The organism is Streptomyces sp. CA-251247 (assembly GCF_050952975.1).
Lineage (GTDB): Bacteria > Actinomycetota > Actinomycetes > Streptomycetales > Streptomycetaceae > Streptomyces > Streptomyces achmelvichensis.
In genome coordinates this window covers 5304249-5317450 of the sequence record NZ_CP191861.1, presented here as the reverse complement: position 1 = coordinate 5317450, position 13202 = coordinate 5304249, and the positions used below count along the sequence as shown (strand labels likewise).

The window sequence follows — 13202 nt, the reverse complement described above, 5'->3', positions numbered from 1 at the left end:
AGGGGTCGGCGATGGCCTGGTCAGAGTGTTCTCCGCCGCGGGGTTGTGGGGGAGAGCCCCGGGGCCTACGCCCTGCGGGCCGGTGCCGCCGCTCCCGTGAGGAGCGGCGGCACCGGCCGGCGGTTCCCGATGCTTACTTCTTGGCCTTGACCTGAACGTCGGAGAACAGCGGGTCGCCGTCCTGCCCGTAGACGATCTTGCCGAAGACATTGCGGGACTGGCCCGAGTTGTTCTTGTAGAACCAGAGCGGGATCGACGGCATGTCGGCCTTCAGGAGCTGCTCGGCCTGCTGGTACATCTTCACCGTCTCGTCGAGCGTCTTGGCCTTGTCGGCCTGAGCGGACAGCTCGTCGAACTCCTTGTTGGAGTAACCGCTGGTGTTACCGGCGGCCGTGGTGCCGTACAGGTCGCGCATGAAGTTCGAGTTGACCGGGTAGTCGAGCACCCAGCCACCGCGGTACATGGACTTGACCTTCTTCTGGTCACGCGCGTTCAGGTCGGTCTGGAAGTCCGGCTTCGAGTCGCCGGTGCACTCCACGCCGGTGGCCTGACGGATCGAGTTGCAGACCGCGTCGACCCACGCCTTGTGCGGCTGGTCGGCGTTGAACTGGATCGAGATCTTGTTGCCCGGGACGCCGCCACCCTCCGTGATGAGGGCCTTGGCCTTGGCGGCGTCGAACTTGGTGACGTCACCGAGGGCGCCGGCCTTGTAGCCGAGCACACCGCGGGCGACGTAGGAGTCCGCCGGCTCACGGGTTCCGTTGAGCACCGTCTTGGTGATCGTGTCGCGGTCGATCGCCATCGACAGGCCCTGGATGACCTTGGGGTTGATGTTCTTCCACTGCGGCGTGTAGAACGCCGGGACGATCGACTGGACCGCGGAGTACTCCTGGTCGATCGCGCGGTCGCCGAGGTCCTGCTTGTAGTTCTTCAGCGCGGTGACCGGAACCTGCTCGATCCAGTCGAGCTGGTCGGAGCGGAGGGCGGAGTACGCGGCTTCGGCGGTCGTGTAGTTCTTGAAGTCGATGCCGCCGTTCTTGGCCTTGTTCGGGCCGGTGTAGCCGTCGAACTTGCGGACCTTGATCAGCTTCTTGTGGTCCCACGCCTCGAACTTGTAGGGGCCGTTGCCGATCGGCTTCTCGCCGTAGCCCTTCGGGTCCTTGAAGAAGCCCTCGGGCAGCGGGGCCCACACGTCGTAGCCCAGCTTGTACGCGAAGTACGAGACGGGGCCGGACAGCGTGATGGTGAAGGTGTTGTCGTCGACGACCTTCAGGCCGGACATGGCCGCGGTCTTCGGCTCACCCTTCTCGGGGTGGACGTCCGCGTAGCCCTTGATGTCCTGGAACCAGCTGGAGTTGGTCTGGTTGTTCTTGACGTTCGCCGACCAGTTCCAGGAGTCCACGTAGGACTTGGCGGTCACGGTCGAACCGTCGTGGAACTTCCAGCCCGGCTTGAGCTTGACGGTCCACACGGACGAGTCGGCGTTCGGGGTCACCGACTCCGCGTTGATGTAGGTGAGCTTGCCGGTGCCCGGCTCGTAGTCGACGAGGCCCGAGAAGATCGTCCGCAGGACGCGGCTGCCCTGGCTCTCCTTGGCGTTCGCCGGCTGCAGCGGGTTCTGCGGCTCTCCCAGCTGGGCGACCAGAATCCCGTTCGGGTCGGCCTTGCCCGCGTTCATGTCGTCGCCACTGTCGCTGTCGCCGCCGCCACAGGCGGTCGCCGCCAGGGCCACGACTATCGCACCCGCTACCCACTTGGCGCTCTTGGCACCGCGCATGGGTTCCTCCTCATGAGTCCACTTGTCACTACGAGAAGGGCAAAGGTAGGTGCGCCGACACCCCTGACGGCGCTCGTTCAATGCCCTGAGTGTGCTCGTGAGTCGGCGCTCCCCACAGCGCATGACCCATTGACCCGAGCTCAATGGAGCCAACTATTAAGTACGACCGGGCCGTAAACCACACTTAAAGGGTCTCGTTTTGACAACATCGCCCAGCCATGGGTGCCCGAAATCCGGACAAAGCGAGCACAGACAGACACCCGCGAAACGGACCGTTAACACATGTTCCGGAGAGCGATGGCCGATATACGGACACTCGGGCCCTGAAAGCCCGTCGAAATCCGATTGACGAACGGCCCGGACCTCCGCAGATTCTGCGGAGGTCCGGGCCGTGTCACTGACGCGGTGTCAGGGCGCCGCGGGCGGCCCGCCGGAGTCCGGCGTCACCGCTGTCCGTCCGCGCCCCGTCGATCAGCCGTGCTTGGCGCGCGAGGCGGCACGGGCGCGCTCGCGCCCGTCCAGCTTCACCTTGCGGATGCGAATGGACTCCGGGGTCACCTCGACGCACTCGTCGTCGCGGCAGAACTCCAGCGACTGCTCCAGGGAGAGCTTGCGCGGCGGGACGATCGCCTCGAACGAGTCGGCCGAGGAGGACCGCATGTTCGTGAGCTTCTTCTCCTTGGTGATGTTCACGTCCATGTCGTCGGAGCGCGAGTTCTCACCGACGATCATGCCCTCGTACACCTCGGTGCCGGGCTCGGTGAACAGCACACCGCGCTCCTGGAGGTTGGTCATCGCGAACGCGGTGACGGCACCGGAGCGGTCGGCGACCAGCGAGCCGTTGTTACGGGTCGTCAGAGGGCCGAACCAGGGCTCGTGGCCCTCGTGGATGGAGTGGGCGATGCCGGTGCCGCGGGTGCCCGTCAGGAACTCCGTACGGAAGCCGATGAGGCCACGGGACGGGACGACGAACTCCATGCGGACCCAGCCGGAGCCGTGGTTCGACATGTTGTCCATCCGGCCCTTGCGGACGCCCATGAGCTGCGTGACCGCGCCCATGTGCTCCTCGGGCACGTCGATCGTCATGCGCTCGACGGGCTCGTGGACCTTGCCGTCGACCTCCTTGGTGACGACCTGCGGCTTGCCGATGGTCAGCTCGAAGCCCTCACGGCGCATCTGCTCGACCAGGATGGCCAGCGCCAGCTCACCGCGGCCCTGCACCTCCCAGGCGTCGGGGCGCTCGGTGTCCAGGACGCGCAGCGAGACGTTACCGACGAGCTCGCGGTCGAGGCGGTCCTTGACCTGGCGGGCCGTGACCTTGCGGTCCTTGACCGCGGACTTGGCGTCCGCGCCCTTGCCGGTGCCGCCGCGGCCGACCAGCGGCGAGGTGTTCGTGCCCACCGTCATCGAGATCGCGGGCTCGTCGACCGTGATCAGCGGCAGCGCGATCGGGTTCTCCGGGTCGGCCAGCGTCTCGCCGATCATGATGTCGGGGATACCGGCGACGGCGCAGATGTCACCGGGGCCCGCCATCTCGGCCGGCTTGCGGGTGAGCGCCTCGGTCATCATCAGCTCGCTGATGCGGACGTTGGCGATGGTGCCGTCCCGCTTGATCCAGGCCACGGTCTGGCCCTTGCGCAGCTCGCCCTGCTCGACGCGGAGCAGCGCGATACGGCCGAGGAAGTTGTCGGCGTCGAGGTTGGTGACGTGGGCCTGGAGCGGCGCGGTCTCGTCGTACTCGGGGGCCGGGACGTGCTCGAGGATGGTGGTGAAGAAGGGCTCGAGGTTCTCGCTGTCCGTGGGGACGGTGCCGTCCTCCGGCTTGGTCAGCGAGGCGACGCCGTCACGGGCGCAGGCGTAGACGATCGGGAACTCGATCTGGTCCTCGTCCGCGTCCAGGTCCAGGAACAGGTCGTAGGTCTCGTCGACGACCTCGGCGATCCGGGAGTCCGGGCGGTCCGTCTTGTTGATGCAGAGGATGACGGGCATCCGGGCCTGAAGGGCCTTGCGGAGCACGAAGCGGGTCTGCGGGAGAGGGCCCTCGGAGGCGTCCACGAGCAGGACGACCGCGTCGACCATCGACAGACCGCGCTCGACCTCGCCGCCGAAGTCGGCGTGACCGGGGGTGTCGATGATGTTGATGGTGATCGGGGCGCCGCCGGCCTTGGGGTGGTACTTCACGGCGGTGTTCTTCGCCAGGATCGTGATGCCCTTCTCACGCTCCAGGTCGTTCGAGTCCATCATGCGGTCGTCGAGGTGCTCGGCGGCGTGCGCGGCGAAAGCGCCGGCCTGCTTCAGCATGGCGTCGACCAGGGTGGTCTTGCCATGGTCGACGTGGGCGACGATGGCAACGTTACGGATGTCGTGGCGCGTGGGCATGCTGGCTGGCGCTTCTCTCGATCGGGGATCAGGCGTCTGACCGTCATGGCCTCGTCCGCCCGCCGGGCGGACACGCCACGGCTCGTCCCATGGTACGGGGCCGCCGGGTGCGGGGCTTCCCGGGCTGATCGAGAGGCAGTCACTGCTGGGGGTGTGGGGTGCGCTGAGGTGCGGAGAACCGGGTCAAGGGTGGTCATGATCCTGCCCGCCGGCGTCACCGGCGGGCAAGGGACTTGAGGCAGTTCTGAGGTTGTGCGCGACTGCCTGACGGTGGTCTTGCGGGTTTACCCCTTCTTGAACCCGATGTCCTGGTAGCGGGGTGCGGCGAAGCCGAACGCACCGGCGTTGAGGACGGTGGGCTTGGCCGCCACCAGCTCGGGACGCTGGTAGAGCGGGATGGATCCGGCCGCGGCCCAGATCCGGGCGTCGGCCCGGCGGACCAGCTCACGGGCGGCGTCCTGGTCGAGCTCGGCGGCCGCCTGGTCGAAGAGCTGGTTGATGTAGTCGGTGCCGACCCGGGTGTAGTTCTGCTCCACCAGCAGCGAGCCGTCGGACGCGGGCTCGGGCTTGGCGAAGATCGGCCGGGCGTCGGTCGCCGGGTAGGCGGTGGCGGGCCAGGAGTAGAGGGCCAGGTCGTAGTTGCCCGACGCGATGTGGTCCTTGAAGTAGCCGGAGTCGGCGACCTTGGTGATCTCGGTACGGATACCGACCCGGTCCAGCATCCGCGCGATCTTCGCGCCGACCGCGCGCAGCGGCTCGGAGCCCGGGCCGGACGGCAGGACGAAGCGCAGGGAGAGCGGCTTGCCGTTCTTGCCCACCGCGCCGGCCACGACCGGGGCGGCCGTGCCGCGCGGGGCATACGCTCCGGCGACCTCGCCCTTCTTGTCCTGGGTCCCCGCACCGCGGGCTTCGTCGTCCGAGCCGGGGCGGCCCGGCAGGGCCAGTTCCCGGCCGGCGGCGGCGGGGGCCGGCGCGAGGATGCGCGTACCGCCCGACTCGGGTCCGTGCACGGCGCTCGCGGGCTTGTCGTCGCCGACGATGTAGAGCCCGTCGTCGGAGGCGGCGTCGCCCTCCCCGGCCTTCCGGCCCGAGGGTGCGGACGAGGGGAACCCGGAGGCCTTGGGGGACGCGCTCGCGCCCGCCTCGCTGCCCGCCTTCGCCGGAGCGGGCTTCTTCAGGCCGCCCGGTGTCCAGCCGGCGTCGGCCAGCAGCGCCTGCGCCTCCTCGGTGCTCTGCTCGCCGAGCGCGCCGCTGTTGTCGGTGTACGCGTTCTGGCCCGCCAGGGCGAGATGGCTGCCGGGCGGGTCGGCGGGCAGCCCGAGCGGCGACAGCACGGTCTCGGCGAGCTCCTTGCGGTCGAGCGCGCGCGCCACGGCGCGGCGGACCCGGGCGTCGGCGAGCGGGCCCGACTCGCCGTTCAGCGCGAGCTGGGTGTAGGCGGGCTCCAGGGACTTCCGGACCACATAGCCCTTCAGCGCGGTCTGCGCGGCGACGTACGCCGCGACGGACCGGCTGCGCGCCACCAGAGCCTTGCCGTCACCCGAGCCGTGGGGCACGGCACCGCCCTTCAGGGCGCTGGACGGGGTCCGGCCGGCGGCGGGGGAGCTCGGCTGCCCGCTCGCGTGCCGGGGGCCCGCGGCGCCGGCGATACGGGTCGCCGTGCCCCGGTCGATCTCGGCGATGTCGACACGGCCGGCCGCCAGGGCGTCCGCACGCTTGTCCCGCGGCACGGCGGTGAGCACCAGGTTCTCCAGCTTGGCCTGCTCGCCCCACCAGCGCGGATTGCGCACCAGCGTGGCGGTGCCCGCCTTGCGGTCCAGCGGACCCAGGCGGAACGGTCCTGCAGTGGCCTTGAGGCCATCGCGCGCACCGTCGTTGAAGGCGTTCGGCGCGGAGGTCACGTCCTTCGGGTACAGCGGGGAGAAGAGGGACTGCCAGTCGGCGTACGGCTTGGTGAAGGTGACCTTGACCTCGAGGTCGTTGGCGCCCTTCTGGATCTCCTCGATCCGCTCGTACCCGGCGTTGCGCGCCGTCCAGTAGGCGCTGTCCTTGCCGCTGAGCGCGCGCCACTGGGCGACGAAGTCGGGTGCGCCGATCTCCCGGCCGTCGCTCCAGACGGCCTTCTGGTTGAGCTTGTAGAGCACGACCTGCTTGGGCTCGCGGTCGACGATCTCGGCGGACTCCACGAAGTCGGGGTTGCGCTGCGGCCGGCCGCTCTTGTCGAGCGTGAAGAGGGAGGGCAGTACGGCCCCGGCGATACGGGTGGTGGCGGCGTCGGCGTCCGCCTGGAAGGCGTTCAGCGTCGTCGGCATAGCGTCGATCGCCCAGCGAAGGGTGCCCCCGTCGGCGACCTTGTCCCGGGCGGCAGCGGCGATGTCCGGGGCTGCGGCCTTCCCCGTGCGCTCGGACTCGTCCGCGCTGCAGGCCGCCAGGGCCGGCAGGGCCAGAACCCCGCTGGTGAGCAGCGCAACGGAACGGAGCGTTCGGGAGCAGGTCCTCCCGCGTGGCGCGTCGACCTGGGACATGAGTTGTACCTCTTCGTCCTGTTTGGCGGAATTTGGAGATGATCACACCGATTCCGGTCCACTGAAGTGGACAGGGCGCGCCCGGGAGCGGAGACACGGCGCAAACCGCCGGAATGCCACCCACTCGGCCCAATGAAGCAGCGCCCATAACCTGGCAAAAAGGGGGAAAATGGGGGGAGTGAGATCCGACTCAGGAGGGGCGCGCTCCCAGCGCATGCACCGGCAATCCCTGCACGTCCCTTCACAAGCAGGGATGTGACGCGCAACACTCGCAGGCGCATGAGACGCCACCGCCCCCTGCGGAAGTGAGGGCAAGTCATGTCCGAGCAGGATGAACTGACAGCGATTCGGCACCGCCTCGACGAGCTGGTCCAGCGGGTCGGGGAGCTGGAGCGAACCGTTGATCAGCTGCGTGGCGCCGGACCCGCCGCGCAAGCCGCGCGGAAGTCACCGGACCGCCCTGAGCTGGTCACCATCCCCGATGTCCCGTACAACAACGCGCTGTGGACGGACTCGGACGACGAGGGACTGGGCGTCCGAGACCGGCACGCTCCCTAGGAGACCTCGTTGGCCACTGGCACCGAACCACCACAAATCAATACAGGCGTGCACGGCGCGACGCGAGCCGCCATCGGCCCCCGCCATCTGCGGACGGACCGATGGTGGCTTGCGCCGGCCCTGACCGCCGGCGGGCTGCTCGCCTTCATCGTGTACTCGACGTGGCGGGCCTTCGCCAACGCCGACTACTACGCGGCGCCGTACGTCTCGCCGTTCTACTCGCCCTGCCTCGCCGAGAACTGCGAGCCGATGCGGTCCGGCCCCAACTGGGAGATCTTCGGCAGCTGGTGGGGACTGTCCCCCGCCCTCCTCATCCTGATCTTCCCGCTGGGCTTCCGGCTGACCTGCTACTACTACCGCAAGGCGTACTACCGGGGCTTCTGGGCCTCTCCTCCGGCCTGCGCGGTGGCCGAGCCGCACAAGAAGTACACGGGCGAGACCCGTTTCCCGCTGATCCTGCAGAACATCCACCGGTACTTCTTCTACGCCGCGCTGCCGGTCGCCGGGATCCTCACGTACGACACCGTGCTCTCGTTCCGCGACGAGAACTACGCGTGGGGCCACATGGGCCTCGGCACGATCGTCTTCCTGATCAACATCACGCTGATCTGGGCGTACACCCTCTCCTGCCACTCCTGCCGGCACATCATCGGCGGGCGGCTCAAGCACTTCTCCAAGCACCCGGTGCGCTACCGGCTGTGGGGCTGGGTCGGCAGGCTGAACGAGCGCCACATGGTGCTCGCATGGGCGTCCCTCATCAGCGTCGCGCTCGCGGACTTCTACGTCTATCTCGTCGCGTCCGGCGCCTTCGACGATCCGAGGCTGTTTTGACAAGGGAAGGCGCCTGACATGACAGAGCTCGAACGCCAGCAGTGGGACGTCGTGGTGGTGGGCGCGGGCGGCGCGGGCCTGCGCGCCGCCATCGAGGCCCGCGAGAAGGGCGCCCGTACAGCGGTCATCTGCAAGTCCCTGTTCGGCAAGGCCCACACCGTGATGGCGGAGGGCGGCATCGCCGCCTCCATGGGCAACGTGAACTCCGGGGACAACTGGCAGGTCCACTTCCGCGACACCATGCGCGGCGGCAAGTTCCTCAACCAGTGGCGGATGGCGGAACTCCACGCGCGCGAGGCGCCGGACCGCGTCTGGGAGCTGGAGACCTGGGGTGCACTCTTCGACCGCACCGCCGACGGAAAGATCTCGCAGCGCAACTTCGGCGGGCACGAGTACCCCCGGCTGGCGCACGTCGGTGACCGGACCGGCCTGGAGCTGATCCGCACCCTCCAGCAGAAGATCGTCTCGCTCCAGCAGGAGGACTTCAAGGAGACCGGGGACTACGAGTCCCGGCTGAAGGTCTTCCAGGAGTGCACCGTCACCCGGGTCCTCAAGGACGGGGACCGGGTCTCCGGCACGTTCTGCTACGAACGCGAGTCCGGGCGGTTCTTCGTCCTCGAAGCCCCCGCGGTCGTCCTCTCCACCGGCGGCATCGGCAAATCCTTCAAGGTCACGTCGAACTCCTGGGAGTACACCGGCGACGGTCACGCACTGGCGCTGCTCGCGGGAGCGCCACTGCTCAACATGGAGTTCGTGCAGTTCCACCCGACCGGCATGGTCTGGCCGCCGTCGGTGAAGGGGATCCTCGTCACCGAGTCCGTCCGCGGCGACGGCGGGGTGCTCCGCAACTCCGAGGGCAAGCGGTTCATGTTCGACTACATCCCCGACGTCTTCAAGGAGAAGTACGCGCAGTCGGAGGAGGAGGGCGACCGCTGGTACGAGGACCCGGACAACAACCGGCGTCCCCCCGAGCTGCTGCCGCGCGACGAGGTGGCCCGTGCCATCAACGCCGAGGTGAAGGCAGGACGCGGCTCCCCGCACGGCGGGGTGTTCCTGGACGTCTCGACGCGGATGCCCGCCGAGGTGATCCGGCGCCGACTGCCGTCGATGTACCACCAGTTCAAGGAACTGGCGGACGTCGACATCACGGCCGAGGCCATGGAGGTCGGCCCGACCTGCCACTACGTGATGGGCGGCATCGCCGTCGAGTCCGACAGCGCGTCCGCGGTGGGGGTGCCCGGCCTGTTCGCGGCCGGTGAGGTCGCCGGCGGTATGCACGGCTCCAACAGGCTCGGCGGCAACTCGCTCTCCGACCTGCTGGTCTTCGGCCGTCGCGCGGGGCTGTACGCGGCCGAGCACGCGGCGGGGCTCGCGGTACGGCCCGCGGTCGACGAGGCACAGATCGACGCGGCCGCGGCGGAGGCCCTGCGCCCCTTCAGCGCGGAGGGTCCCGAGGAGGGCGCACAGCCGGAGAATCCGTACACCCTCCATCAGGAGCTCCAGCAGACGATGAACGACCTCGTCGGCATCATCCGGCGCGCGGGCGAGATGGAAAAGGCGCTGGAGAAGCTGGCCGACCTCCGGGTCCGCGCACGGCGGGCGGGTGTCGAGGGCCACCGGCAGTTCAACCCGGGCTGGCACCTCTCGCTGGACCTGCGGAACATGCTGCTGGTCAGCGAGTGCATCGCGCGGGCGGCGCTGGAACGCACCGAGAGCCGCGGCGGGCACACCCGAGAGGACTGCCCCGCGATGGAGCGCGACTGGCGTCCGGTCAATCTGATGTGCCGGCTGGTCGACCCCACCGGCGGACTGGCGGCGACCGATCCGGTACGCGGCCAGATCGCGCTGGAACGCAGGACGACCGATCCCATCCGTCCGGACCTGCTCGCTCTGTTCGACAAGGAGGAGCTGGTCAAGTACCTCGCCGAAGAGGAGCTCTACGAGTGAGTTCGTACCAAGCCGGCTTCAGGGTGTGGCGCGGCGACAAGGACGGGGGCGGGCTGGAGGACTTCTCCGTCGAGGTCAACGACGGCGAGGTCGTACTCGACATCATCCACCGCCTCCAGGCCACCCAGGCGTCCGACCTCGCGGTCCGCTGGAACTGCAAGGCGGGCAAGTGCGGTTCGTGCAGCGCGGAGATCAACGGCCGGCCGCGGCTGATGTGCATGACGCGGATGTCCGTCTTCACACGCGAGGAGACGATCACGGTGACGCCGCTGCGGGCGTTCCCCGTGGTGCGCGACCTCGTGACGGACGTGACCTTCAACTACACGAAGGCGCGGGAGGTGCCGTCCTTCGTCCCGCCGCCGGGGGTCGCCGCCGGGGACTACCGCATGCAGCAGGTCGATGTGGACCGCTCGCAGGAGTTCCGCAAGTGCATCGAGTGCTTCCTGTGCCAGGACACCTGCCATGTGGTGCGCGACCACGAGGAGAACAAGACGGCCTTCGCCGGCCCGCGCTTCCTGATGCGGGTGGCGGAGCTGGACATGCACCCCCTCGACGCGGCGTCCGAGGCGGGGCTGGACCGCAAGAAGACGGCCCAGGACGAGCACGGTCTCGGCTACTGCAACATCACCAAGTGCTGTACGGAGGTGTGCCCGGAGGGCATCAAGATCACGGACAACGCCCTGATCCCGCTGAAGGAACGGGCGGTCGACCGGAAGTACGACCCGCTGGTCTGGCTGGGCAACAAGATCGGCCGCCGGAAGGACTGACGTGGTCCTGCGGGTGCTGCACCCGCAGGACACCCGCGGGCCCGGCAGGCCGAGAGGCCGCCGGGGCCGCGGGGGCGGGTGGCGTGCGGGGAGGGCTGCGTGCGTGGCGGGCTGCGTGCGTGGCGGGCTGCGTGAATGGGCGTTCGGTGGCGCCAGGCCGTTCGTGCCCCGGGGCCGGGCGGTCAGCAGGCACTGCCGTATGGCCTCGACCGTAGCCCCGGACACCGACAGTGACGGTCACGCACGGTGCGCACCGGCCCGGTCGCGCCCGGACAACACCGGACATAACCTCCCCATGTGACGCGAATAGCCACCCGAGTGCTCCTGGCAGTGCTGGTGGCGACATGGTGGCTGGCCGTGCCCGCCGCCCGTGACGCCCTGGCCGACGACCCCGTCAGCCTGTCCCGCGACGGCCAGATCACCGACCGGGTGGACGCGCTCGGCGACCGCGAGCAGGCGGTCGTCCAGGCTCTCGACCGGCTCTACGACACGACACGACAGCAGCTCTTCGTCGTGTACGTACGGGACTTCTCCGGCCGCTCCGCGCAGGACTGGGCCGAGGCCACCGCGCAGAAGAACGGCCTCGGCCAGAACGACGTCCTGCTCGCCGTCGCCACGCACGACCGGCAGTACGCGTACTTCGTCGACACCGCTTCCCCGCTGACGGACGCCCAGCTCGCGGACGTGGCGCGCACGGCCGTCGAGCCCGCGCTGCGGGAGAACGACTGGGCGGGCGCGGCGATCGGCGCGGCGGACGGATACGGCGCCGTCCTGAACGGGCGGCCGGTGCCCGCGCCGGCCCTCACGCCGGGCGATCCCGACCCCGGAGGATCCGGTGCGACGGGCGCGGGCGACCTGGTCCTGCCGGTCGTCCTGGTCGGCGGCGCGGCCGCGATCGGGGCGTTCGCCCTCGTCAGACGCCGCAGGCGCACGGCCACCCGCACCACGCCGCAGGGCGGCCGGGCGGGCTGGGGTGACGGGGCACAGTCACCGGTGCCGCTGCCCGAGCTGGACGCCCGGTCCAAGCAGGCGCTCGTGGACACCGACGACGCACTGCGCACCAGCGAGGAGGAACTCGGCTTCGCCACCGCCCAGTTCGGCGACGAGGCGGCGAAGCCGTTCCGGGACGCGGTCGAGCACGCACGGAGCGAGCTGACGGCCGCGTTCAGGCTCCGCCAGCAGCTCGACGACGCCCATCCCGAGGACGACGCCACCCGTCGGCGGATGCTCGACGAGATCGTCTCCCGGTGCACGGAGGCCGACCGGCGCCTCGACGCCGAGTCGGAGGACTTCGACCGGCTGCGCGCCCTGGAACAGAACGCACCCCAGGCCCTCGCCACCGCGCGGACGGCGTTCGACGACCTCGAAGGCCGTCTGGTCACGACCGAGGCCACGCTCGCGGTGATGCGTGAGCGGTACGCCCCCTCCGCCGCCGCTCCCGTCGCGAACAGCGTCGAACAGGCCAGGGACCGGCTGCGTTTCGCCGGGGCGGGGCTCGACGAGGCGGACCAGGCCGTCGGCGCCTCCGACCACGCCAGGGCAGCCGTGCACGTACGGGCGGCGGAGGGCGCTCTGGCGCAGGCGCGCCAATTGATCGAGGCCGTGGACCGGCGGGCGCAGGAGCTCGCGGAGGCGGCCGGCAAGCTGCCGGGCGCGCTGACGGAGACGGACGCGGACCTGGCGGAGGCGCGGGGACTGCTGAAGGGGACATCGGCCGGGGTGTCGACGGCCGGTCTCCAGGGCAGCGTCGCCCGCGCCGAGACGGTGGCCGGCGAGGTGCGCCGGGAGACGGAGACCGGTCCCTACGACCCGATCGACGCCCTACGCCGGATCGAGGAGGCGGACGCCGCGCTCGACAAGGCGCTCGCCGGTGCCCGGGAGAACGAGCAGGGGGTACGCCGGGCGGGCGCGCTGCTCGACCGGGCGGCGCTCGGTGCCCGGTCGTCCGTCGGCGCGGCCGCCGACTACGTCACCACGCACCGCGGCGCGGTGGGGAGCGAGGCGAGGACCCGGCTGGCGGAGGCGCAGCGGCGGCTGGCCCGCTCGGAGGAGCTCGCCGCGGCGGGCGACGTGCAGGGAGCGCTGGCCGAGGCGCAGCAGGCGGACGCGCTGGCACGGCAGGCGCAGAGCCTGGCCGAGGAGGACGTGCGCGGATTCGGGAACCCGTTCGGGCCGGGCGGTGTACAAGGAGCGGGAAGTGCGGGGGGTGGGTTCGGGGGCGCGGTGCTCGGCGGGATCATCCTCGGCGGACTGTTCGGCGGGAGAAGGGGCGGGGGGTATGGCGGGGGTTACGGAGGCGGAGGCCTCGGGGGCGGATTCGGAGGCGGTTTCGGCGGCGGCTCCGGCGGCGGGCCCGGCAGTTTCGGCGGCGGGGGCACGCGCGGCCGCAGGGGTGGTGGCCGGTTCTGACGTGGTTTC

Annotated in this window: 8 protein-coding genes; 5 read left to right on the top strand and 3 right to left on the bottom strand. The window is 70.0% G+C overall.

Features of this window, described 5'->3' with window-relative positions; translation table 11 throughout:
• Positions 1-133: 133 nt before the first annotated feature.
• The 3 genes from ACQPWZ_RS23675 to ACQPWZ_RS23665 form a co-directional block, all read right to left on the bottom strand.
• Positions 134-1777 (bottom strand): peptide ABC transporter substrate-binding protein, encoded by a 1644-nt coding sequence (locus tag ACQPWZ_RS23675; RefSeq protein ID WP_340475161.1) that lies wholly within the window; start codon positions 1775-1777, stop codon positions 134-136.
• A 471-nt stretch (positions 1778-2248) separates the two neighbouring features.
• On the bottom strand, positions 2249-4156 hold the full coding sequence (gene typA, locus ACQPWZ_RS23670) for a translational GTPase TypA (RefSeq protein ID WP_327680646.1): 1908 nt from the start codon (positions 4154-4156) through the stop codon (positions 2249-2251).
• A gap of 284 nt (positions 4157-4440) precedes the next feature.
• Positions 4441-6681: an ABC transporter substrate-binding protein gene (locus tag ACQPWZ_RS23665; RefSeq protein WP_433572324.1), complete on the bottom strand. Its 2241-nt coding sequence runs from the start codon at positions 6679-6681 to the stop codon at positions 4441-4443.
• Positions 6682-6999: 318 nt separating this feature from the next.
• Here ACQPWZ_RS23665 and ACQPWZ_RS23660 point away from each other — a divergent pair, with 318 nt between their 5' ends.
• The 5 genes from ACQPWZ_RS23660 (at position 7000) to ACQPWZ_RS23640 (ending at position 13193) form a co-directional block, all read left to right on the top strand.
• Complete coding sequence (locus tag ACQPWZ_RS23660) at positions 7000-7239, top strand: hypothetical protein (RefSeq protein ID WP_340475158.1); 240 nt, start codon at positions 7000-7002, stop codon at positions 7237-7239.
• 9 nt (positions 7240-7248) lie between these two features.
• Complete coding sequence (locus tag ACQPWZ_RS23655; RefSeq protein WP_340475156.1) at positions 7249-8070, top strand: hypothetical protein; 822 nt, start codon at positions 7249-7251, stop codon at positions 8068-8070.
• A gap of 18 nt (positions 8071-8088) precedes the next feature.
• Positions 8089-10017 (top strand): fumarate reductase/succinate dehydrogenase flavoprotein subunit, encoded by a 1929-nt coding sequence (locus ACQPWZ_RS23650; RefSeq protein ID WP_340475155.1) that lies wholly within the window; start codon positions 8089-8091, stop codon positions 10015-10017.
• Positions 10014-10784 carry a succinate dehydrogenase/fumarate reductase iron-sulfur subunit gene (locus ACQPWZ_RS23645; protein WP_340475154.1) on the top strand — a complete coding sequence of 257 codons (771 nt, stop codon included), beginning with the start codon at positions 10014-10016 and terminating at the stop codon, positions 10782-10784. The genes ACQPWZ_RS23650 and ACQPWZ_RS23645 overlap by 4 nt, the downstream gene beginning before the upstream one ends.
• Before the next feature lie 297 nt (positions 10785-11081).
• Positions 11082-13193, top strand: a complete 2112-nt coding sequence (locus ACQPWZ_RS23640; protein WP_433572323.1) for a TPM domain-containing protein — start codon at positions 11082-11084, stop codon at positions 13191-13193.
• The last annotated feature ends 9 nt before the right edge of the window (positions 13194-13202 follow it).

Excerpts from the sequence above, each read along its gene's own strand:
- ACQPWZ_RS23675 (WP_340475161.1), bottom strand. The coding sequence starts at position 1,777 with ATGCGCGGTGCCAAGAGCGCCAAGTGGGTAGCGGGTGCGATAGTCGTG.
- typA (WP_327680646.1), bottom strand. The coding sequence starts at position 4,156 with ATGCCCACGCGCCACGACATCCGTAACGTTGCCATCGTCGCCCACGTC.
- ACQPWZ_RS23665 (WP_433572324.1), bottom strand. The coding sequence starts at position 6,681 with ATGTCCCAGGTCGACGCGCCACGCGGGAGGACCTGCTCCCGAACGCTC.
- ACQPWZ_RS23660 (WP_340475158.1), top strand. The coding sequence starts at position 7,000 with ATGTCCGAGCAGGATGAACTGACAGCGATTCGGCACCGCCTCGACGAG.
- ACQPWZ_RS23650 (WP_340475155.1), top strand. The coding sequence starts at position 8,089 with ATGACAGAGCTCGAACGCCAGCAGTGGGACGTCGTGGTGGTGGGCGCG.